We start from the raw sequence: 22,400 nt of genomic DNA on the forward strand, positions 1-22,400 counted from the left end.
TCCGTCATTGCTGACGGCTGGCTGGCCAACCTCGTCAGGGAATCGTCTCAACGTGAAGCACACAGTGCAGGACACGCAGGATCCGCTGCAGCCACCGCGATCGGTCAGCTTCCGGGAGGCCGTTGCCTTCTGGCTGAAGCTCGGCTTCATCAGTTTTGGCGGTCCCGCCGGTCAGATTTCGATCATGCACCAGGAGCTGGTCGAGCGTCGGCGCTGGATTTCCGAACGGCGCTTCCTGCATGCACTGAACTACTGCATGTTGTTGCCCGGGCCGGAAGCCCAGCAACTCGCCACTTACATTGGCTGGCTGATGCACCGTACCTGGGGCGGGGTGGTTGCCGGGATGCTGTTCGTGCTGCCCTCGCTGCTCATCCTGATCGGGCTGTCATGGCTCTATGTGACGTTCGGTGAAATGCCCGTGGTGGCCGGGTTGTTCTACGGGATCAAGCCGGCCGTCACGGCCATCGTGGTGCATGCCGCCTATCGCATTGGCACGCGCGTGCTGAAGAATGCTTGGTTGCAGGTGATCGCCGCTGCCTCGTTTCTGGCCATTTTCGCCTTCGGTCTGCCCTTCCCGCTGATCGTACTGGGTGCTGCGCTGATCGGTTATTGCGGCGGACGATTCGCCCCACGGATGTTCGGCGCCGATGGTGACCAACGTGCCCCGCGGCAGACGTTCGGACCTGCGCTGATCGACGACGATACCCCTGCGCCGGCGCATGCGCGCTTTCGCTGGCGGCGCCTGATCGTGCTGGCGGCCACAGGCGCGGCGCTATGGGCGTTGCCCATGGGCGTGTTGACCGCGCTGTTTGGTTGGGAAGGCACGTTGACCCAGATGGGCTGGTTCTTCACCAAGGCCGCAGTGCTGACCTTTGGCGGCGCCTATGCGGTGCTGCCCTATGTCTACCAGGGCGCGGTGGTCCACTACGGCTGGGTGACACCCACGCAGATGATTGACGGCCTGGCCTTGGGCGAGACCACGCCGGGGCCGCTGATCATGGTGGTGGCCTTTGTCGGCTTCGTCGGTGGGCATGCCGCTGATGCAGTGGGTACTGGTCAGGCATTCCTGGCTGGCGCGGTGGCTGCCAGCGTGGTCACCTGGTTCACCTTCCTGCCCTCTTTCCTGCTCATTCTCGTGGGTGGCCCGCTGGTGGAATCGACGCACAACGAACTGAAGTTCACCGCGCCGTTGACGGCCATCACCGCCGCCGTGGTCGGCGTGATCCTCAACCTGGCCCTGTTTTTTGGCTACCACGTGTTCTGGCCGCAGGGGTTTGTCGGCCCGTTCGATTGGCCATCGGCGCTGCTCACGCTGTTCGCCGTCGTGGCCCTGTTCCGTTTCAAACGGGGTGTCATCCAGGTATTGGCCTGCTGCGCGCTGCTGGGTTTGGCTGTGTACCTGATGCGGAACTGGTGAGTGAGCGTGCGCGTGGAGCACCATGGGCCGCACAGGGGCGTAGGCCACTGGCGCACAGCCCGGCGAACGTCCGGTGGAGGCGACGTGACTGTCCCTGAAATCCCGTTCGCCGATCTCCTGGGTTCCGGCACAGCCCGTACTGCGGCGGGGTGGTCGGGACACGCTGGCGAAGATCTAAATGGATACCTCTGAACCCGACATTTCCCTGCAGGACGAGATCAAAGCTCTCCGCCAGCGGTTGGCGGTCCTTCGTTTCATATTTCAGGCAAGGAGTGGCTCACTGTTGACGAGGCCGCGCACTATTGCGGCTGTCGTCCGGCCAGTTCCCGAAGAACGCTCCTGATCTCGGCCTTGTCCCTAGGAACTTCATGGGCAAGCAGCTCTATGAGAAGAGTGAACTGTAAGGGGCTATTCACAATGCCAGCCACTGGGCCATGCGTGGGCGTGTTGGCTCCAACACTCCATCTGTTGCACCGAGGTCTGCGCGGGTGGAAGAGGCTCTTGCCCGCTTGAGCCGCTGTGACCAACGAAGGGGAAGCGCTGATGGATCAGGCTAACAAGCTGATGACGCTCGCTCAGGCGGCGGAGCTTTGTGCATGCCACCGGGTTGCGCTGGCTCGACGAAAAGACACTGCAGATAATTCCAAGTGCCTGATTCGATGGTGGGCCCATCAGGATTCGAACCTGAAACCAAGGGATTATGAGTCCCCTGCTCTAACCGTTGAGCTATAGGCCCTGCGCAGCGCCACAGTGTAGTGGAGGCCGCCCACGATCGGCTACCCGGCAGCAGCAAGAGCCTCAGCAACGCGCCCCAACCGCTTCTCCGCCGCTTCCGCAAACCACATCTGCCGCCGCAGATGTGCCTGGAACAGCGCCACCGTCCTCCTGGCCTCTTCCAGTCCCTTCTGGTTGCCGCCGCTGAAGCCGGCAAGCAACCCAGCTTCAGACAGCGTCAGCAGCGCATACGTCGTCCGACGTGCAAACCCCAACGGATCCTCACACTCATCCCGCATCACCTCATCCCAGTTCAGCAGCGGCGGGAAATCGATTTGCACGGGCTCAGGCATATCGTGCTCCACATCATTCATGGCGTGACTCCAGATGCATGACGAATCAGTGCCGCAGGCCGCATGTGATGTACGTGACCTGCTGCGCGCTTGCATCAGCGCCGATGAAGATCGGCCTGCCTACGCGATGTGTTGAGCATCTGCACGGTCAGCGTGCGACCGCCGCGGGACGTAATCAAATGGCAGATGCGACATCGTCGGGATCCGACCGGCATGGCCGGGAGCTACCAAAGAAAAACCCCGCACCAGGCGGGGTTTCTCTCAACGCTTCAACAGCCGCTGGAAATCAATCGATATCCAGGAAGCTGCGCAGCTGCTCCGAACGGCTCGGGTGACGCAGCTTGCGCAGGGCCTTCGCTTCGATCTGGCGGATGCGCTCGCGGGTCACGTCGAACTGCTTGCCGACCTCTTCCAGCGTGTGGTCGGTGTTCATGTCGATGCCGAAGCGCATGCGCAGCACCTTGGCTTCCCTCGGGGTGAGGCCGGCCAGCACGTCGCGAACGGTTTCAGACAAGTTGATGTTGGTGGTGTTCTCGATCGGGGACTCCACGTTGGTGTCCTCGATGAAGTCGCCCAGATGGGAATCCTCGTCGTCGCCGATCGGGGTTTCCATCGAGATCGGCTCCTTGGCGATCTTCATCACCTTGCGGATCTTGTCTTCCGGCATGTCCATTTCCTTGGCCAGCTCCTCCGGCGTAGCCTCGCGGCCATACTGCTGGAGCATCTGGCGGGAAATGCGGTTCAGCTTGTTGATCGTCTCGATCATGTGCACCGGAATACGGATGGTGCGCGCCTGGTCGGCGATCGAGCGGGTGATCGCCTGGCGGATCCACCAGGTGGCGTAGGTCGAGAACTTGTAGCCGCGGCGGTACTCGAACTTGTCCACGGCCTTCATCAGGCCGATGTTGCCTTCCTGGATCAGGTCGAGGAACTGCAGGCCACGGTTGGTGTACTTCTTGGCAATCGAGATCACCAGGCGCAGGTTGGCCTCGACCATTTCCTTCTTGGCCTTGCGCGCCTTGGCTTCGCCGTAGGCCATGGCACGGCTGATTTCCTTCAGCTCTTCCAGGTCCAGCTGGGTCAGCTTCTCGATGTCGATCGTCGCCTGCTGTTCGGCGATGATCTGGTCCTTCACTTCGCGCAGGGCCGACGACCACTTCTGCTTGCGCTTCAGTGCGTCTTCCACCCACTCCAGGTTGGTCTGGTTGCCTTCCCAGGAACGGATGAAATCCTTGCGCGGCATGCGCGCGGTGACGGTGGCCAGGTTCAGCACACGGCGCTCATGCGACTTGATGTCGGCCATGGTGTCGCGCAGCTGCTTGGTCAGTACGTCGGTCAGCGGCAGCGGCAGCTTCAGGGTGACGAACACCGCCGACATCTCTTCGCGCAGGCGCGGCAGGTTCTTCTTGTCGCCCTTGGTCGCGGCCTTCTTGAAAGCGTTGAAGGCATCGCTCAGTGCCTGCATGCGCGCGGCGACTTCCTCCGGATCCGGACCGGTCGGTGCGGCTTCTTCATCGCCACCGTCGACATCGTCGTCCTCGTCCTCGTCGCCTTCGGCGTCCGCATCGGCGCTGTCATCGGCAACGACCGCCGGCGGTGCCGGCTCTTCGTCGACCAGGTCGTTGAAGCCGACGATCACTTCGGCCAGGCGCTTCTTGCCTTCCTTGTGGGCTTCGTAGTCGTTCAGCAGCGACTCGACCGAAACCGGGAACTGGCCCAGGGCCGCCTGGACCTGCGAAAGGCCTTCCTCGATGCGCTTGGCGATGGCGATTTCGCCTTCGCGGGTCAGCAGCTCGACGGTGCCCATTTCGCGCATGTACATGCGCACCGGGTCGGTGGTACGGCCACCTTCGGTGTCGAGCGCGCTCAGCGCGGCGGCAGCTTCTTCAGCCGCGGTGTCATCGACTTCGCGGTTGCCGGTGTTGCCATCGTTGAGAAGCAGGGTTTCCACATCCGGCGCAACTTCATGGACATCGATGCCCATGCCGTTGATCATGCCGATGATGTCTTCGATCTGTTCCGGGTCGACCATGTCGTCCGGCAGATGGTCATTGACTTCGGCGTAGGTCAGGTAGCCCTGTTCCAGGCCCTTGCTGATCAGTTGCTTGATTTCGGATTGGGCAGGACGTTCGTTGGCCATGTAGTGCTCGCGCCACCGGCTAGGGAGAAATAGGGAACGTAGCATTATACCAGCCCGGGGCCCCGCCTGCCGGGCGGTGGTCCCGCAGGCTCAGGGCCTGAGAAGGAAGGTCACGGGACCGTCATTGACCAGGCTGACGACCATATGGGCACCAAATCGGCCCGTTTCCACCCCGGGCGCGTGATTTTCACGACAGATCTCGACAAATCGATTGAACCCGCGTTCAGCCTCGTCCGGCGGTGCGGCGGTCGTGAAACTGGGGCGCATGCCCGAACGGGTATCGGCGGCCAGGGTGAACTGGCTGACCAGCAGCAGGCCGCCGCCCGTGTCGCGCAGCGACCGGTTCATCTTGCCGGCCTCGTCGGCGAACACCCGGTAGCCCAGCAGGCGCTCGGCCATCCGTCGCAGCTGGGCCTCGGTATCGCCCGGTTCCATGCCGACCAGGGCCAGCAGGCCGGGGCCGATCTGCCCCACCACTTCCTGGTCGACGTGGACGGCGGCCTGGCTGACGCGCTGGATCAGGACGAGCATCGTGGGCTTCCAATGAACAGGGCCGGCCACGATAGCAGCGCCCTTGGCTAAACTGGCGCCGATGAATCCGCAACGCAAAGCCCGGCTGGTCTACCGCGCCACCACTCTGTTCGCCCGCCTGCCCTGGCCAGTGCTGCGGGGATTCGCGCATGCCCTGGCGTGGACGTGGGTCCGTCTCAACGCTCGCGAGAGCCGCGTCACCCGGCGCAACCTGGAACTGGCTTACCCGGAACTGGACGGTCCGGCGCGCGACCGCCTGCACCGCGAGCTGCTGCGCTCCACCGCCCTGCAGGCCATCGAGACGCTGCGGCTCTGGAGCCAGAGGCCGGCCGACAACCTGCGCCTGCACCTGAAGCAGCGCCACGGCGAAGCCCTGTACGACGCGGCGCTGGCCAGCGGGAAGGGCGTGATCGTGGCCGCACCCCACTTCGGCAACTGGGAGCTGCTGAACCAGTGGCTGGCCTCGCGCGGGCACATCGCCATCGTCTACAAGCCACCGGAGGACGAGGCCAGCGACGCCTTCCTGCAGCTGGTGCGGGGCGGCCAGAACGTGCAGCAGGTGCGCGCCGAGGGCCCCGCCGTGCGCCAGCTGTTCAAGGTGCTCAAGGACGGCGGTGCCACCGGCATCCTGCCCGACCAGCAACCCAAGGCCGGCGACGGCGTGTTCGTGCCGTTCTTCGGCGTGCAGGCACTGACCATGACCCTGGTCAACCGGCTGGCCGAGCGCACCGGCGCCACCGTGCTGTATGGCTGGTGCGAGCGCATCGGGCCGGACATGGAATTCGCCCTGCACATCGAGCCGACCGACCCCGCCGTGGCCGACCCGGACCCGCAGGTGGCGGCCACCGCGCTCAACGCCGGCATCGAGCGCATCGCCCGCCGCGACCCGACGCAGTACCAGTGGACCTACAAGCGCTATACGCTGCGGCCACCAGGCAGCGGCGAGGAAGACCCGTACGCGACCGAAGAGCATCCGCACTGACGGTCGCATCACGCGGGCCCGTCCGGCCCCTGCGACCGGCGGCCGCACCACGTTGAATACGACGCCGTCGCCCCCATAGAGACTGCGATGTCCGCCTCCCCCGGTCCTGCCATGCCTGCTGCCTCTTCCCTGTTCGGCGACCCCGCCGCGATCCGCTGCGAACGCGCGGTGGCCGAACTGCGTGCCGGTCGCCCGGTACTGCTCCACGATGGCCAGGGCCAGCGCCTGGCGGTGATTGCACTGGACAGCGCCACTGCCAGCAGCTTTGCCACGTTCGCCGCTGCCGCGCGCGAGCGCCACTACCTGTTCCTGACCGCGACCCGCGCCCGCGTGCTCGGCGTGGAAGCACCGGCAGGCGCGCGCCTGCCGCTGGCCGGCATTGCCTTCGATACCCTGCCCTCGCTGGGTTACCTGCGCGAGCCCGGCCCCATGCCCGACGGCTGGGCGGCCGGCGACGCCTTCGATGCCGGCGCGGTGGAGCTGGCCCGCCTGGGCCTGCTGCTGCCGGCAATGGTCGCGGTGCGCCTGGACGTGGATGACCACACGTTCGACGGTGCCGCCGAGGTGGCCCTGTGCGACCTGGCCGAAGGCGCAGCACATGCGGCCCACGACTACGAACTGGTGGCGCGTTCGCCGGTACCGCTGCGCGACGTCGGCATGACCACCTTCGCGGTGTTCCGCGGCGGCGTGGCCCAGCGCGACCAGGTCGCGATCATCGTCGGCGAACCGGACCTGTCGTCGGTGGTACCGGTACGCGTGCACTCCTCGTGCCTGACCGGCGACCTGTTCGGCTCGCTCAAGTGCGACTGCGGCGACCAGCTGCGGCGCGGGCTGCGCAAGCTGAAGGAACTGGGCGGTGGCGTGCTGCTGTACCTGGACCAGGAAGGCCGCGGCACCGGCATTGCCGCCAAGATGCGCGCCTACGGCTACCAGCACGACGGCCTGGACACCATCGACGCCGATGCACAGCTGGGCTTCGGTGCCGACGAACGCCGCTACGGCAGTGCGGTGGCGATGCTGCATGGCCTGGGCATTTCGCGCGTGGCTCTGCTCAGCAACAACCCGACCAAGGCACAGCGCCTGCGCAATGCCGGCATCGAGGTGCTGGACTGCATTCCGGTCACCGGCGAGATCACCGCCGAAAACGAACACTACCTGCGCACCAAGGCCGATCGTGCTGGTCACCTGCTGGATGTCGATGCGCTGATCCAGGCTGCCCAGTAACGCAGCCGACCTGCTACCGTCTGCGCGGTGCGGCCGCCGCCGCCGCCGCTCGCCCTGCCACCTGACGGAGCCCGCGTGACCGACGTCGCCCCTATCGCCCCGACCACCGAAGCCTGGCAATCGCTGCCGCAACGTGCCGCCCGCCTGGCCGCACTGGAAGGCGCCTTCGGCGGACTGTTCGTACCGGGTCTGCCACTGGCCGCAGCTGCCTGGTTCTTCGATCTGCCCGGCGGCCTGTGGACTGCTGCCCTGGGGCTGCTGATCGGCATCCTCTTCGGCGCCTGGCTCGGCCGCCGGCGACTGACCCGCACCCGCTGGCGCCTGGATGACCAGGGCCTGGGCCTGCGCCGCGACCTGATGTGGCAGCTGGAAACCCGGATTCCCATTTCGCGCGTACAGCACCTGGACCTGCGCCGGGGCCCGTTGGAGCGACGCGCCGGCCTGGCCACGCTGATCGTGCACACTGCCGGTACCCGCATGAGCGCGGTCACCGTCAACGGCCTGGATGAAGCCGACGCCGAGCGCCTGCGCGACACCCTCTCGCACCAGCTCGACCAGGACGCCGACGCCCTGTGAGCCTGCCGCCGCCCCTGCCCGCATCGCTGCCTGCCGGTGGCGAGGACCATCGCCTGCACCCGTGGTCGTGGTTGTTCGTGCTGCTGATGCAGCTGCGACACTACTTCCTGCCGCTGGTCGCGCTGCTGGTGTTCGGCCAGCGTGGTGAGCGCGACCCGATGTGGGCGCAGTTGATTCCACTGTCGGCGATCGCGGCACTGGTGCTGGTCTCGGTACTGCAGTACCTCAGCTACCGCTACCGCATCGGCAGCGATGCCATCACCGTGCGCAGCGGGCTGCTGGCGCGCAACCGCCGCGAGATCCCGTTCGCCCGCATCCACAACGTGGAAGTGCGGCAGAACCCGTTGCACCGGCTGTTCGGTGTGGCCGAGCTGCGCCTGGAATCGGCCGGCGGCGTGCGGCCGGAAGCCGAGATGCGGGTACTGAGGCTGGACCAGGCGCTGGCGCTGGAACGGCTGGTGCGCCAGCGTGGGCAGGCACCGCAGCCCGCTGGCGCCGTTGCCACTCCCTCGATCACCGGGGCCGACACCGAACAGGTGCTGCTGCGCCTGTCGAGCTGGGACGTGGTGCGCATGGGCCTGCTCTCCAACCGCGGATGGGCACTGGCGATCGCCGCCTTCGGCGTGCTGTTCCAGACCGTGCCGCGGCCGGTGATGGACGCGGCCATCCAGCGTGGTGGCAGGGAGGCCTTCGGCTACGCAAGCCACCTGCATCCCGGCGTGGCCGGCGCATTCCTGCTGCTGGCCGCAGCCCTGCTGCTGGGCTGGCTGGCGCTGCGTGCGTTGTCGGTGGTGCTGACCCTGCTGCGCTATCACGGCTTCACTCTCAGCGAGCAGGATCGCCGGCTGACCGTCTCGGCTGGCCTGGTCAGCCGAACCCGCAGCAGTGTCGCGCGTCGCCGCATCCAGGCCTGGACGCTGTACGAGACCACCCTGCATCGCTGGTTCGGCCTGCGCCAGCTGCGCGTCGACAGCGCCGCCGGCGGCCCTTCGCGGGACCAGGACCGCGCTCTGCGCGAGCTGGCACCGCTGGCCCCGGCAATGCGCTGCGAGCAGCTGGTGCAGCACCTGTTGCCTCAACTGCAGTGGCCGCCGGCGCAATGGCAGTCCATTCCGCAGCGTGGCTGGTGGCGGCTGTGCCTGGGCGCGCTGCTGCTGGTTCCCCTGCTGGCCGCCGCCGCGTACTGGCGCTGGGGATCATGGGGCCTGATCGTGCTGGCCTGGCTGCCGCTGGCGCTGCTGGTGGCCCACCGGCAGATGGCGCGCATGGGCTGGTATCTGGATGACCACTACGTCGCCGTGCGCGGCGGCTGGTGGAAGCGCTGGTGGCGCTGGGCCGAGCTGGACAAGGTGCAGGGCCTGCGCCTGCTGCGCTCGCCACTGGACAAGCTGCTGGGCACCAGCAGCCTGCAGCTGGATACCGCCGGCGCGCATGGCGATGTGGTATTGATCCTGCACTACCTGCCGCAGGCGCAGGCGCAACAGGTGATGGATCAACTGGCGGCCGCGCTGGCGCGGCGCAAGCTGCGCTGGTAGGTAGTGCCGGCCGCTGGCCGGCACTACCGCGGCCTGGGGTCGCGCGTCCACGCATGGCGTGGATCTACTTTGAGCCGAGCCCACGCTCGGCTTACCGCTGCGACGGCCCCCAATACCCCAGGTCCTTGCGGATCTGCAGGTCGCGCACCCAGCTGCCGAACGGCTTGCGCCGCAGCACGCCCATTTCACCGGACAGGAAATCCTCGGTAGCCGCAATCACGCGCTCGCTGGACAGGCCATCGCGGTACGGATGGATGGCATCGGCGTAGCGCATGATCTCCGCCTGCAGCGCGGCGTCGGGATGCAGCGCGCGCTGCAGCATCGCAGGCAGCTGCACCGGGTCATCGAAGTCGATCATGTGCGGCTTGGGCACCCGGTTGCGGAAGGTGACCACCGGCTTGTGCTGGACGATGAACTCCGAAACGATCGAGGACGTATCGGACACCAGCACATCGGCAGCGCGCTGTGCGGCCATCACCTGCTCCGGCTCGATGAAGCGCGCATTGGCACCGGCCAGCGCGCGGTAGCGTTCGAACAATTCCGGTGGGCACTTCGGGTGCAGGGTCAGCAGCCAGTAGCGGTTGCCCTCTGCGATGTCGGCAGCAATCTGCGCATGCAGGTGCGGGGCTGCGCTCAGGCGTTCGGTGAAGGTCGAACCGAACAGGATCACCGGGCGTCCTCCAGCGGCGGCGCGCAGCGCGGCGCTCTCGCCACCATCGTCGCGGAACAGCGGATCCAGCTTCGGCCAGCCGGTCTCGGCCACCGCGAAGTGGCCCTGCAGGGCCGCGATCTCACGAAACGGCCCGGTGGTGGCCGGCCCCTGCGTGCAGTACAGGTCGAACATGCCGCGCACCCGGAAGTGGCCGCGCGCACTGTCCCGCTTCTCCACGTTGAAGCCATGGAACAGCTGCACCTTGGCGCCTGACAGGAAGGTCGGCACCCAGTTGGCGGCGCTGAACACCGCCCGCGGCCGCATTGCCAGCGCCTGCTTGAGGCCGATGTTGGGCACTCCCGGCAGCTGGCTGCCGGCCGCGCCGCCCTCGAACCAGGCCGCCACCTCCTGCCCGGAGGCGTGCAAGGCCTGCGCCAACGGGGCGAGAATAGGCAGCGCATAGCGCTCCGTCGCAAACAACAGGTACCCGGCCATCATGTCCTCCACGACCGCTCCCATCGAACGGCCTCGCATCTCGGCCTGCATTATCGCGTTCAACGAGGCCGGCCGCATCGGCGACTGCCTGGCCTCGCTGGCCTTCTGCGATGAGATCGTCGTCGTGGACTCCTACTCCACCGATGCCACCGTGGCCATCGCCGAGGCCGCAGGCGCCCGCGTGCTGCAGCGCCCGTTCGACGGCTTCCGCAGCCAGAAGGCGTACTGCGTCGAGCAGGCCGGCCACGACTGGGTACTGTGCCTGGACGCCGATGAGCGGATCAGCCCGGAACTGCGTGAGGCCATCGAACAGGCCCGCGACGGTGGCTTCGCTGGCCATGCCGGCTATCGCTTCGCACGCCTGTCGGAGTACTTCGGCAAGTTCCTGCGCCATGGCAATGCCTACCCGGACCGGGTGATGCGCCTGTTCGACCGCCGCCGTGGCGGCTGGCGCGGCAAGCGCGAGATCCACGAGGCCGCCAGCGTCGATGGCAGTGTCGGTACCCTGCGCGGCGACCTGGTCCACTATCCCTACCGCTCCTTGCAGCAGCAGCTGGCCAAGACCGAGAAGTACGCGCGGATGATGGCCGAGCACGAGTTCGCGCGCGGCAAGCGGGCCACACTGGGCAAGCTGGTGCTGGCACCGGCCTGGCGGTTCTGGCGCGGCTTCGTGTTCCGTGGCGGCTTCCGCGACGGCTGGCATGGCCTGGTCTACGCTTATGTACGCGCCAACTACGTGCGCCAGAAGACCATCATGCTGTGGATGCTGGGCAACGGCCAGGCCGTGGCCGACCCGCCGAACCCCTGATCGCCGGGCCCTGCCCGGCGCGCCGATGCGTCACGCCCCGGTGACTGCCCGGTGGCGCGCGCCTTCGACGATCGACAGGCCGGTCAGCAGGCCGACCAGGGTCACGTAGAAACTGGCCGTCATCTGGTGCGCGAACATCGACTGGGTCAGGCCGCACAGCGCATAGGTGATCACCAGCAAGATGCCGGCTGCGGCCGGCCCCCGGAAGGTCGACCGTCCGCTGCGGCGATGAAGCCGCACGAACAACCCTAGCGGGATGCCATACACCGCCAGCAACAGCAGCAGGCCCGGTACGCCCTGGGTCGCTGCCCATTCGGCAACATCGTTATGTGCATGCCCTAGGTGGCAACGCAACTCTTCCGGATTCTCACGGCAGACCGGCACGCGCAGCATCGCGCTGTCGAAATGCCCGATGCCAACGCCCACCAGCGGGTGATCGAGGAAGGTCTCCCAGGCCACCTGCAGGCGTTCCACGCGGGCACCGGCGGAAGAATCACTGTCGCCCAGTTCCATCCGCTGCACGTCACTGTGAAGCTCGCTCAGGCGCACCTGGTGACGCAGCTCCGGTACCGACAGCAGCAGGGTCGCACCGATCGCCAGCATGCCGGCCAGCACCGACAGGCGCGCCGCACCGGTGCGCCAGCGCAGGCTCAGTGCCAGCACCACCAGCAGCGCCAGCAGGGCGGCGAACACGCCGCGGCTGCCGGTCAGCACGATGGTGCCGCAGCCGGCGGCCATGCCGAGGATCACCAGCGACCAGCGCCGCGACGGGCGACAGAACACCAGCAGCACCATCAACACCATCACGATGTCGGCCAGCACGATGGCGTTGGTGAACAACTCTGCGCGCGCGGCGCCACCCAGCACCTGCCACAGCGACATCGCGAAGGTGGCGAGCAGGCCGGTCAATGATCCGTACCAGAGCCACCGCAGGTTGGGACGCAGCGCGCAGACCCAGAGCGCAATCCACGGGATCACCACGAATCGCGAGCGGTTGTCGACGTCACGCAGGCCCTGCTCGAACAAGACCACCGACAGTACGCCGAGCGCCAGCACCGCCAGCATCAGCCAGGCCAGCACTTTCACCGGCTGACCGGCCATGCCGCGCGCGCGCCACAGCAGCTCCGGCGCCAGCAGCGTGCTGAGCAGCAACAGCAGGCCATACGGCAGCAGGTTGATCGGCACGGTCAGCACCAGTGCCGGCAGGCAGAACAGGCCCAGCTGGGCCAACGCATGCGCGACCCCATGGCGCCCACCGGCGGGAACGCCCAGCGGGTCGCCGGCCAAGGGGTTCAGGTTGTCCGGTGAAGCTGGCACGTCGGGAAGTATCGCTGCAATCTGCGGGAAGAACGGGAAGGACCAACGGGGGCCGTCCCAGCCTGCTGTTTTACTGCCTTTGGGCCCGCTTGGGCAGACTGGACAAGCCGGAATCGTGGTGGCTAGTCATGTTCCTGCAAACGCCGTTCACGTTCGCGCTCCTCTGCAGTGACCACGCAGGGCACCTTCACCGCTGCTGCCGGCACCAGCCACCAGCGCCGCCGGTTGGCCACGCCGGCCAGTTCAGAACGGTTGCGGTCGACGCACGACAGCATCGCGTATTCGTGCACCAGCAACCAGCGGCGTCCGGGCGCCAGCCGCTGCCAGCGCGTGGCCGCAATCAGCTGCTCGTCCCAGTCCGTCTCGAAACCGAAGGTCGCTGCAGGACGGTCGGCCAGCAGCAGATGCTGCTCCTTCCAGGCCACCAGCCCCAACTCGGCATCCGGGCCCAGACGGCTACCAACCGTGCGCATCAGGCCGCGGGCGGAACTGGAATCGTTCAGCAGCGGATAGCCGACCAGGCTGTACAGCACCCAGACCATCCCCAGGGTCGACACCAGCGCCAGATGCCGGCGACGGCCGCAGGCCAGCAGGCTCAATCCGCCCCACACGCCCATCGCCAGGATCGTCCAGGCCAGTGCGTCGACAGCGCCGGGCGCCAGCCCGCGGCTGTGGGTCAGGCGCAGCTCGAAGGCCGGCTCGCCCAGCACCGCCATCGCACCGGCCAGGGCCAGGCCCAGTGACAGCAGGCCGGTGAACACCCCCACCACGGCCTGCACATCGCGCCGCCTCAGCAATCCAGGCAACAGCGGCGCCAGCACCAGGCAGAACATCGGCAGTGCCGGCAGGATGTACACATCGCGCTTGCCGGCGGGAATCGAGAAGAACAGCACCACCATCAGCCACCAGGCCAGCGGCAGCAGGTAGCGCGGGTCGCGGCGGCGAAGCCGGCGGCGCCACGCCGGAATCGCCCAGGGCAGGGCCAGGAACGCCGGGATCCACATCAGCGGCATCGTCGCCAGGAAGTACCAGGCGGGCTGGTGATGGTCCCAGGAATGGGCGTAGCGCCGCGCCGTCTGCTGGAACAGGATGTCGTCCATGTAGGCCCGGTACTCGTCCGAGCCGGTGGCAAAGCCGGCCAGCAGCATCGGCGCCAGCCACAACGACACCGCCAGCAGGAAGGCCAGCGGTGCCAGCCAGAAACGCGCGTCGCGCGCATGCAGTCCCACCCGTGGCCACTGCAGCGCCGCGGCGATCGCCGCAGGCACGAGCATCAGCAGCGCCAGCATCCCCACGCCCTTGGTGATCACGCCGATGCCAGCAAAGAACCAGCCCAGCCACCACCAGCGCCAGCTGGGTCCCAGCAGAAGGTGGCGCAGCAGGCCGTAGTTGGCCAGGGTGATGAACAGCAGCAGCAGTGGGTCGATCTGCGCCTTCTTCGCCTGGAAGGTGAACTGCAGCGCGAACAGCAGCGCCCAGCCGGCGTACAGCCCCACCCGCCGCGTCCACAGGCGCCGCCCCAGGTCGACCACGCACCACAGCGTGCCCAGGGCCGCCAGCAGCGACGGCAGCAGGAAGGCCACGCGCCACTGCCCGACCAGGCTGTACAGCGTCGCCTGCCACCACATCAGCATCGGCGGCTTGTCCGAGTACAGCTCGGTGCCGCGATGCGGGAACAGCCACTGCCCGCTGTCGAACATCTGCTTGGCCACCAGCGCGAAGCGCGGTTCATCCGACGGCCACGGATCACGAAGGCCCAGCCCGGCCCCCAGCACCAGCAGGGCCATCACCACGAACAACCACGTCTCGCGCGACGCGCGGGATTTCAGCATGGGACTCGGAACGTCAGCGGGGTCAGGCTGTTTTTAGCAGACGCGCGTAAAAGAAACCGTCAGCATCGTTGTCACCCGGCAGGCGCTGGCGCGCAATCCCTTCGCAATCGAGGCCGAATGTGTCATCCAGAGGCTGCGCCGCTGCGTCCGGATGCCACTTCAGGAAGGCCCGCACCTGATCGACGTTCTCGGCGCGCAGGATCGAACAGGTGGCGTACAGCAGCACGCCTCCCGGGCGCAGCATCGACCAGCAGGCCTCCAGCAGGCGGGCCTGCACGCCGACCAGCGCATCGATGTCCTCGGCGCGGCGGTGGAACATCACGTCCGGCTGGCGTCGGATCACGCCGGTGGCCGAGCACGGGGCATCCAGCAGGATGGCGTCGAACGGTGTGCCGTCCCACCAGGCCCCGGGATCGCTGGCATCGGCCACCCGGGTCTGCGCGCCCTCGCCCACACCGGTGCGGGTGTAGGTATCGCGGGCGCGCGCGAGGCGACGCGCATCGATGTCGAGCGCCAGCAGGCGCAGACTGGGGTCACGTTCCAGCAGGTGCGCCGACTTGCCACCGGGCGCCGCACAGGCGTCCAGCACGCTGGCGCCGGTCGCGGGCGCCAGCGCGTCGGCTGCGCATTGCGCCGACAGGTCCTGTACCGACAGTGCACCGTCGGCAAAACCCGGCAGCTGGTTCACCGCAACGGGGGCTGCCAGGCGCAATGCATCGGCGCAGAGCGCGCTGGGTTCGGCAGCAATGCCCGCCTCGGCCAGTGCCGCCAGTGCCTTGTCACGGCCACCGTGCTGGCGGTTGGCACGCAGCCACAACGGCGCCGGTTGCAGGCTGGCGCTGAAGATCGCGTCGGCCTGTGCCGGCCAATCGCGTTCCACCGCATCGGCCAGCCATTCCGGGAAGGCATCACGCGCCGGCTGCTCCGGGAAACCCTCGCGTTGCGCGCGGCGCAGGATCGCATTGACCAGGCCGGCCTGGCGTTCACGGCCCAGCGCACGCGCGGCATCGACCGTGGCCGACAGCGCCGCATGCGCCGGCAGCTCCAGCACGTCCAGCTGGACGAAGCCCACCATCAACAGGGTGCGCAGGTCGGCGTCGCGCGCCGACAGCGGCTTCTGCATCCACGACTGCAAGGCAGCGTCATAGGTACTGCGGCGACGCAGGACCGCAAAGCACAGCGCTTCCAGCAGGGCACGATCGCGGCTGTCGGCCAGCTTCGGCAGCGCCCAGGCCAGTTCGGCCTTCAAGGAACGGCCACGGGTGAACACCTGTGCCAGCACACGCGCGGCCAGCATGCGCGTGGCCGCGCCCGGCGCCGCCTTGGCCACGGAGAAATCGTTCTGCTTCGACACCGCTTATGCTCCCACGCGCAGATCACGGCGGGCGTTGAGGTAGTCGGCGGCGGTGATCGCCTTGCCGCCTTCGCGCTGCAGCGTACGCAAGCGCAGTGCACCCTGCCCACAGGCGATGTCGATGCCATCGCGGCTGGCCGCCAGCACCGTGCCCGGCGCTTGGCCGTGGGCCGCATCCAGCGCCACCGCGCCATGGATGCGCACGCGTTCGCCAGCCAGCGTCGCTTCGGCGATCGGCCACGGATTGAAGGCACGCACGGTACGCGCCAGCACATCGGCGCCCTGCGCCCAGTCCAGACGGGCTTCGGCCTTGTCCAGCTTGTGCGCATAGGTCACGCCCTGCTCCGGCTGCGGCCGCGCGATCGGCTTGATGCCGGCCCGCAGCAGGCCCAGGCCGTCGGACAGGACCTGTGCACCCAGCTCGGCCAGCTTGTCATGCAGCTGGCCACCGGTATCGGTGGCAGCGATCGGCAGTTCCTGGTGCAGCAGCACCGGGCCGGTATCCAGGCCCGCTTCCATCTGCATCAGGCACACACCGGTCTTTGCGTCACCGGCCTGGATCGCGCGCTGGATCGGCGCAGCACCGCGCCAGCGTGGCAGCAGCGAGGCATGCACGTTCCAGCAGCCGTGGGTCGGGATCGCCAGTACCGCCTTGGGCAGGATCAGGCCGTAGGCCACCACCACCATCAGGTCCGGCTGCAGGTCGCGCAGCTGCTGCTGTGCAGCCTCGTCCTTCAGTGATTCGGGCTGGTAGACCGGAATGCCACAGGCCACGGCCTCGAGCTTGACCGGCGACGGTGCCAGGCCACGGCCACGGCCGGCCGGCCGGTCAGGCTGGGTATAGACGGCCACGACCTCGTGGTGGCGCGCCGCGGCGCGCAGCGACGACACCGCGAATTCCGGCGTACCGGCAAAGACAATCCTCATGGCTACCCCACTTGCAGGATGGATTCGTGCAGGAAAGAAAACGGCGCCGTCGGCCGGCGCCGTGCAGCCCGCGCGCGTCGCGCAGGCACGGGCCACCCGAAGGGCGGCCCGGATGGGCGATCACGCCACGTGCTTGCGCTGCTTGGCCAGCTTCTTGCGGACCATCTCGCGCTTGAGCGGCGACAGGTAGTCAATGAACAGCTTGCCGTCCAGGTGGTCCATCTCATGCTGGATGCAGGTGGCCAGCACTTCACCGGCCTCCAGCTGCTGTTCCTGGCCGTTGCGGTCCAGGTACTTCACGGTGATGGTGTCGGCGCGGGTGACGTCGGCGAAGATGCCCGGGACCGACAGGCAGCCCTCCTGGTACACCCGGCCCCCGTCCCTGGCGACGATTTCCGGGTTGATGAACACATGCGGTTCATTCTTTTCTTCGCTGACATCGATGACCATGAAGCGCTTGTGCACGTCCACCTGGGTGGCCGCCAGGCCGATGCCCGGGGCGTCGTACATGGTCTGGAACATGTTGTCGATCAGTTCCTGGAAGGCCGGCGTGGTGACTTCGGCGGCGTCGATCAACGCAGCCTTGGTACGCAGGCGCGGATCGGGGAACTCGAGAATGGGGAGAAGGGCCATGGCTGTTTCCGGATAGGGGGCCGGCACGCCGGCATACGTCGCAGATTCTAGCTCCAACGCTTGCCTTGCGCCCCGGTTTCTGGACTATAGTGCGCGGACCTGTTGGGGAATCAGGGCTTCACACCTATGTTGCTTCGTTTTCGTACGGTCGTCGCCGCGGCGATGCTGACCGTGGCTGCCTATGCTACCGCCGTGGAAGTGAATGGCGGGCACCCGGACACCTATGTGGTCCGAAAAGGGGATACGTTGTGGGATATCGCCGCACGTTTCCTGCAGAAGCCTTGGCTGTGGCCGGAAATCTGGCAAGCCAATCCGCAGATCGCCAACCCGCACCTGATCTATCCAGGTGACGTGCTGAGCCTGGCCTACCTGGACCGGGTGACCGTGTCCCAGGCCGGCCCGCGCCAGGAGGCCCCGATCGACGCCATTCCGCTGGCCCAGGTCGAGCCGTTCCTGAAGCAGCTGAGCGTTGTCGACAGCATCAAGCAGCTGCCCTACGTAGTCGGCCTGGAGGACAGCCGCCTGCGCGTGTCCGGCGGTGACACCGTCTACGTGCGCCTGGCCGATGCCCAGGTGGGCCAGCGCTGGGCAGTGGTACGCCCGACCGTGCGGTACGCCCAGCCCAAGCCGACCGAAGACCTGACCGCCAATGGCGACGTGACCCCGGGCAGCGGCAACCTGTGGAAGGCCTACAACGCGCCCAACGCCCGCCGTGGCGTGCTCGGCTACGAGCTGGCCCAGGTCGCTACCGGCACCATCACCCAGATTGCCGGCGGCAAGGTCGAGGCCTCCACGCTGGTGCTGGACAAGAACGACGGCGGCCGCGAAGTGCGCGCCGGTGACCGCCTGGTGCCGGTCGAAGCCAAGCCGTACGACCTGCAGTTCATCCCTCATGTACCCGCTGCCGGTGTCGAGGGTGTGGACGTGCGCGTGCTGGCCGTCACCGACATGTTCAACGCCGGTGGCCCGCGCGACGTGATCGCGATCTCGGCCGGCCGTGCCCAGGGCGTGGACAACGGCACCGTGTTCTCGCTGTGGCGCCCGGGCCGCCATGTGGCGCACCGCATGAAGTACCCGGGCTCCTCGCGCATGGACGACTCGCTCAGCACCGGCGCGGGCCGGGTCTCGTTGCCGGACGAGTATGCCGCGCACGCGATGGTGTTCCGTACCTTCGACAACGTCAGCTACGCGCTGGTGATGCAGGGCGTGAAGCCGGTGCAGGTGGGTTACAACGCGCTGCACCCGGACGCAAAGTAACCGTTGCCGGGCGTGCCGGCCGCTGCCCGGCAGGCGTCTGCGGGAAAACCTGACGATCACATGCGAAGGCGCCCTAGGGCGCCTTTGTTGCGTGCGGCCGATAGTGGGGGATGACCACGCATGCATATGAGGCGCTGCTGCGCCTGTTGATGGCGGGAGGCGCACTGGCGCCACGACGGGCCCTGCTGCAGGCCGCGGGCGGTGCGCAAGCCGCCATCGCGCAAGGCCCGGCGAACTGGCGCGCGCACGGCTGCACGCCGGAGCAATGCGCCGCGCTGGAACGTCCCGACGCCCGGGCGTGTGCATCCGCCCTGCGCTGGCTGGAACAGGACAACCATCACCTGCTGCCCTGCACCGATCCGGCCTTTCCACCCTCGTTGCTGGAGGTGCCCAACCCGCCGCTGGCGCTGTTCGTCGCCGGAGACCCCAGCCTGGCTTGGCGCCCGTCGGTGGCGCTGGTCGGCAGCCGTTCCCCCACCCCGGGCGGGCGCGCACTGGCCGCGCGTTTTGCCGGCTGTTTCGTCGAGGCGGGCCTGGCGGTGACCAGCGGCCTGGCCGCAGGCATCGATGCGGCTGCGCACCAGGCCACGCTGGAGGCCGGTGGCTGCACCGTGGCGGTGATCGGCACGGGCCCTGACCGCGCCTATCCGGACAGCCACGCCCGGCTGCAGGCGCGCATCGCCGCCGAGGGCGTGGTGCTCAGTGAGTACCTGCCGGGTACGGCGGCCCGCCCAGGCCACTTCCCCGCGCGCAACCGGCTGGTAGCCGGGCTGGCGCTGGCCACCGTGGTGGTCGAGGCCGCGCAGCGTTCGGGAGCGCTGATCACCGCGCGCCTGGCCGCCGAGGCAGGCCGCGAGGTCTGTGCCCTGCCCGGATCGGTGCTCAACCCGCGCGCGGCGGGCTGCCACCGCCTGATCCGCGAGGGCGCGGCGCTGGTCGAGCGCCCTGAGGAGGTTCTGGAACTGCTCGCCCCCGCCCTTCGCCAGCAGCTGCCGGGCTTGCAATCGCGGCTGGCCACCCCCACTGAACAGGCACTGCCGGCCCTCCTGCCGGCGCGCTGGGCCGACGACCCTGACTACCAGTGCTTGTGGCGAGCCCTGGACCACAACCCAAGCGGTATGGATTCACTGATCACGCGCTGTGGATTGACGGCGTCCCAGGTGTCCTCCATGCTGCTGGCCATGGAACTGGCGGGAATCGTGGTGTGCGTACACGGCCGCTACTGTCGAACTCCCTAGTTTCTTCACCTCCACAGCGTCGCGCGACGCAGGCCGAGGGGCAATGAAAGAAAGCATCCTGGATGTACTGCTGTACCTGTTTGAACACTATTTCAGCGAAGATGCGGACCTGATCCGTGACCGCGATTCGCTGCAGAACGGCCTGATCCAGGCCGGTTTCAGCCCCACCGAGATCAACAAGGCGTTCGACTGGCTCGATGCCCTGGCCGCCCAGCGGCCGAGCGTGGCCCAGGCGCGGGTCGACGGCCCCGTGCGCATCTACCATGGCCCCGAGCTGGACAAGCTGGATGTGGAATGCCGCGGCTTCCTGCTGTACCTGGAACAGCACGGCATCCTCGACGCCGACCAGCGCGAGCTGGTGCTGGACCGGGCGATGGCCCTGGACCAGGACGAACTGGACCTGGACGACCTGAAATGGGTCGTGCTGATGGTGCTGTTCAACCAGCCTGGCTCCGAAGCGGCCTATGCCTGGATGGAGACGCAGATGTTCATGGACGAGCCAGAACCCCTTCACTGACCGTACACTTGGGGGCATAGCGCATTCAGGAGCGTCCCCGTGAGCGAGTGGTTCCATGCAGAAGGCAACCGGCAGCAAGGCCCGCTGCCGGCGGAACAGTTGGTCGAGTTGTTCCGAAACAACCAGATCTCCCTGGACACCCTGGTCTGGCGCGACGGCCTGCCGCAATGGCAGCCCTTGCGCACCGTTGTCGACGAGCTGGGCCTGATCGTGCCGGCGCTGGACGTTGCTGCGCCGGCCCAGCAACCCGAGCCGGAACCGGAACCGGTGCCCCCCCCTCCGCCGCAGCCTCCTGTGCTGCCGCCGTCCACGCCGTATGCCACCCAAGCGGCGGCCGGGGTCCTGCCGCCGCCGAAGAAGAAGCTCTCCGGTTGCGCCCTGACCGCGATCATCGGCGGCGGCCTGCTGCTGGTACTGGTACCGATCCTGGCCATCCTCGCGGCGATCGCGCTGCCCGCATACAACGACTACACCGTGCGTGCCAGGATCGCGACCGCGGTCAATGCCCTGCAGCCGCTGAAACAGCAGGTGCAGCACTTCGCCGACGATGAAGGCCGCTGCCCCGGCGCCAACGATGCCGGTTTCCCGGCCCCGGGTGACTTCACCCAGGCCGGCCTGTCGGCGGTGAACATCGGCCGCTTCAACAACGGCCACTGTGGCATCGAAGCAACACTGGCCGTGCCCGGCAAGAGCCTCGATGGCGACCTGCTGTGGCTGGAATATGATCGCGACAGCGGCCGCTGGGAATGCAGCGGTGAAAGCGACGACAAGTACCTGCCGACGTCATGCCGCGGCTGAGCCACGCGCACGGCAGCACCTCCAAGGACGATCCAACAGGGAACATGCAATGACTGAGTGGTACTACGCCGTAGGACAGCAACGCCAGGGCCCGCTGTCGGTCCAGGAGGTCCGCCAGCGCTTCCAGCGCGGCGAACTGAACCTGGACACCCTGGTCTGGCGCGAAGGCATGGCCCAGTGGGCTGCACTGCGCCAGGTGGTCGATGAACTGGGCCTACAGACGCTGGCCGACGCCAGCACCGCCACTGCCAGTGGCGGCTTCGACCTGCGCAGCGACTACGCCGCCATCGACAACGGCACTGCGCCGCTGCCTGGCACGGGCGCGCTCAGCAGCTCGCCCTACAACGCCCCGGCCGCCGCCGCTGCCGGTGGCGCGCGGCCGGTGATCGGCGGCGAGGTGGTCTACGCCGGCTTCTGGAAGCGCGTCGCGGCCTACATGATCGACTACTTCGTGCTGGCCGTGCCGGGCGGCATCATCGGCGCCATCATCGGCGTGGTGCTTGGCGCCAGCATGGGCGCGGTGGGCAGTGGCGAAACCTCCATCGAAATCGTCGCGCAGCTGGCCAGCGCGCTGATCAACATGGCCATCGGCGTGGCCTACTACACCTGGTTCCATTCCTCGCAGGGCGGCGCCACGCTGGGCAAGATGGCGGTCGGCATCAAGGTCGTGCGCAGCAACGGTGACCGCCTGACCCGTGGCCGCGCCTTCGGTCGCTACTGGGCCATGCTGCTGAGCAGCTTCACCCTGGGCATCGGCTTCCTGATGGCCGCCTTCACCGAGCGCAAGCAGGGCCTGCACGACATGATCTGCGACACCCTGGTGGTCGACCGCTGGGCCTACACCGACCAGCCGCAGCTGCAGCGCCATGAGCTGGGTACGGTCACCATCGTGATCCTGGTACTGACCGGCCTGCTGACGGTGGCGGGCCTGGTGCTGCTGGTGGCTGCGGTCGGCTTCATCGCCAAGATGGCCTCATGAACGGCCATCCTCACGTCTGGCTGCTTGACAGGGGCTGGCCGGGCGTGATTCCTCTAATAAGGTGAAACCTGAACGCCCGGCACACTACCGGGCGTTCAGCGTATTGATTTGTCCGTGGCCG

General features: G+C 67.6%; 20 protein-coding genes and 1 tRNA gene. 11 read left to right on the top strand and 10 right to left on the bottom strand.

The genetic code is table 11. The features are described 5' to 3' along the window. Positions 1-52: 52 nt before the first annotated feature. On the top strand, positions 53-1,417 hold the full coding sequence (gene chrA, locus ACZ75I_RS17280; RefSeq protein WP_428986738.1) for a chromate efflux transporter: 1,365 nt from the start codon (positions 53-55) through the stop codon (positions 1,415-1,417). Positions 1,418-2,077: 660 nt separating this feature from the next. On the opposite strand, the gene ACZ75I_RS17285 is transcribed toward chrA, so the two are convergent. The 4 genes from ACZ75I_RS17285 to dtd form a co-directional block, all read right to left on the bottom strand. Further along, a tRNA-Ile gene (locus ACZ75I_RS17285) sits at positions 2,078-2,153 on the bottom strand. A gap of 40 nt (positions 2,154-2,193) precedes the next feature. Beyond that, positions 2,194-2,505 (bottom strand): hypothetical protein, encoded by a 312-nt coding sequence (locus tag ACZ75I_RS17290; RefSeq protein ID WP_151354729.1) that lies wholly within the window; start codon positions 2,503-2,505, stop codon positions 2,194-2,196. A 265-nt stretch (positions 2,506-2,770) separates the two neighbouring features. Next, positions 2,771-4,624, bottom strand: a complete 1,854-nt coding sequence (gene rpoD, locus ACZ75I_RS17295) for an RNA polymerase sigma factor RpoD (RefSeq protein ID WP_005419586.1) — start codon at positions 4,622-4,624, stop codon at positions 2,771-2,773. A 90-nt stretch (positions 4,625-4,714) separates the two neighbouring features. Further along, positions 4,715-5,155, bottom strand: coding sequence for a D-aminoacyl-tRNA deacylase (gene dtd, locus ACZ75I_RS17300; RefSeq protein WP_005419588.1), 441 nt, complete (start codon positions 5,153-5,155; stop codon positions 4,715-4,717). A 61-nt stretch (positions 5,156-5,216) separates the two neighbouring features. Here dtd and ACZ75I_RS17305 point away from each other — a divergent pair, with 61 nt between their 5' ends. The 4 genes from ACZ75I_RS17305 to ACZ75I_RS17320 all read left to right on the top strand — a co-directional run bounded on the left by ACZ75I_RS17305 (position 5,217) and on the right by ACZ75I_RS17320 (position 9,472). Then, positions 5,217-6,137 carry a lauroyl acyltransferase gene (locus ACZ75I_RS17305; protein WP_005419590.1) on the top strand — a complete coding sequence of 307 codons (921 nt, stop codon included), beginning with the start codon at positions 5,217-5,219 and terminating at the stop codon, positions 6,135-6,137. Positions 6,138-6,224: 87 nt separating this feature from the next. Beyond that, positions 6,225-7,361: a GTP cyclohydrolase II RibA gene (gene ribA / locus ACZ75I_RS17310; protein ID WP_346476978.1), complete on the top strand. Its 1,137-nt coding sequence runs from the start codon at positions 6,225-6,227 to the stop codon at positions 7,359-7,361. Positions 7,362-7,436: 75 nt separating this feature from the next. After that, on the top strand, positions 7,437-7,937 hold the full coding sequence (locus tag ACZ75I_RS17315) for a PH domain-containing protein (protein WP_005419594.1): 501 nt from the start codon (positions 7,437-7,439) through the stop codon (positions 7,935-7,937). Next, on the top strand, positions 7,934-9,472 hold the full coding sequence (locus ACZ75I_RS17320) for a PH domain-containing protein (protein WP_346476980.1): 1,539 nt from the start codon (positions 7,934-7,936) through the stop codon (positions 9,470-9,472). Before ACZ75I_RS17315 ends, ACZ75I_RS17320 begins: the two co-directional genes overlap by 4 nt. Before the next feature lie 91 nt (positions 9,473-9,563). On the opposite strand, the gene ACZ75I_RS17325 is transcribed toward ACZ75I_RS17320, so the two are convergent. After that, a complete protein-coding gene (locus ACZ75I_RS17325) occupies positions 9,564-10,622 on the bottom strand; it encodes a CDP-glycerol glycerophosphotransferase family protein (protein WP_180868921.1) in 1,059 nt (352 codons plus the stop codon). Here ACZ75I_RS17325 and ACZ75I_RS17330 point away from each other — a divergent pair. Then, on the top strand, positions 10,621-11,427 hold the full coding sequence (locus ACZ75I_RS17330; RefSeq protein ID WP_061478126.1) for a glycosyltransferase family 2 protein: 807 nt from the start codon (positions 10,621-10,623) through the stop codon (positions 11,425-11,427). The two genes, ACZ75I_RS17325 and ACZ75I_RS17330, sit on opposite strands and share 2 nt — an antisense overlap. Before the next feature lie 30 nt (positions 11,428-11,457). Here the strand turns inward: ACZ75I_RS17330 and ACZ75I_RS17335 are convergent, their stop codons facing one another. From ACZ75I_RS17335 to def, 5 genes are all read right to left on the bottom strand, one after another. After that, entirely contained in the window at positions 11,458-12,714 is a 1,257-nt protein-coding gene (locus tag ACZ75I_RS17335; protein WP_180868928.1) for an O-antigen ligase family protein, read from the bottom strand. A 152-nt stretch (positions 12,715-12,866) separates the two neighbouring features. Then, the gene (locus ACZ75I_RS17340; protein ID WP_072167255.1) at positions 12,867-14,576 is read right to left on the bottom strand and encodes an ArnT family glycosyltransferase; all 1,710 of its coding nucleotides are present in this window, start codon (positions 14,574-14,576) and stop codon (positions 12,867-12,869) included. 22 nt (positions 14,577-14,598) lie between these two features. Beyond that, complete coding sequence (gene rsmB / locus ACZ75I_RS17345) at positions 14,599-15,930, bottom strand: 16S rRNA (cytosine(967)-C(5))-methyltransferase RsmB (protein ID WP_346476981.1); 1,332 nt, start codon at positions 15,928-15,930, stop codon at positions 14,599-14,601. Between the two features lie 3 nt (positions 15,931-15,933). Continuing rightward, positions 15,934-16,857, bottom strand: coding sequence for a methionyl-tRNA formyltransferase (gene fmt / locus ACZ75I_RS17350; protein ID WP_472958387.1), 924 nt, complete (start codon positions 16,855-16,857; stop codon positions 15,934-15,936). 120 nt (positions 16,858-16,977) lie between these two features. Then, entirely contained in the window at positions 16,978-17,490 is a 513-nt protein-coding gene (gene def / locus ACZ75I_RS17355) for a peptide deformylase (RefSeq protein WP_005419619.1), read from the bottom strand. 126 nt (positions 17,491-17,616) lie between these two features. Here def and ACZ75I_RS17360 point away from each other — a divergent pair, with 126 nt between their 5' ends. The 5 genes from ACZ75I_RS17360 (at position 17,617) to ACZ75I_RS17380 (ending at position 22,279) form a co-directional block, all read left to right on the top strand. Further along, the gene (locus ACZ75I_RS17360) at positions 17,617-18,747 is read left to right on the top strand and encodes a LysM peptidoglycan-binding domain-containing protein (RefSeq protein WP_072167258.1); all 1,131 of its coding nucleotides are present in this window, start codon (positions 17,617-17,619) and stop codon (positions 18,745-18,747) included. 110 nt (positions 18,748-18,857) lie between these two features. Then, on the top strand, positions 18,858-19,985 hold the full coding sequence (dprA, locus tag ACZ75I_RS17365) for a DNA-processing protein DprA (RefSeq protein WP_180868915.1): 1,128 nt from the start codon (positions 18,858-18,860) through the stop codon (positions 19,983-19,985). Between the two features lie 43 nt (positions 19,986-20,028). Then, positions 20,029-20,502, top strand: coding sequence for a DUF494 family protein (locus ACZ75I_RS17370; protein ID WP_005419622.1), 474 nt, complete (start codon positions 20,029-20,031; stop codon positions 20,500-20,502). 39 nt (positions 20,503-20,541) lie between these two features. After that, positions 20,542-21,300 carry a pilin gene (locus tag ACZ75I_RS17375; protein ID WP_111200423.1) on the top strand — a complete coding sequence of 253 codons (759 nt, stop codon included), beginning with the start codon at positions 20,542-20,544 and terminating at the stop codon, positions 21,298-21,300. 49 nt (positions 21,301-21,349) lie between these two features. Beyond that, entirely contained in the window at positions 21,350-22,279 is a 930-nt protein-coding gene (locus ACZ75I_RS17380) for an RDD family protein (protein WP_472958389.1), read from the top strand. The last annotated feature ends 121 nt before the right edge of the window (positions 22,280-22,400 follow it).

The organism is Stenotrophomonas sp. X (assembly GCF_055721025.1).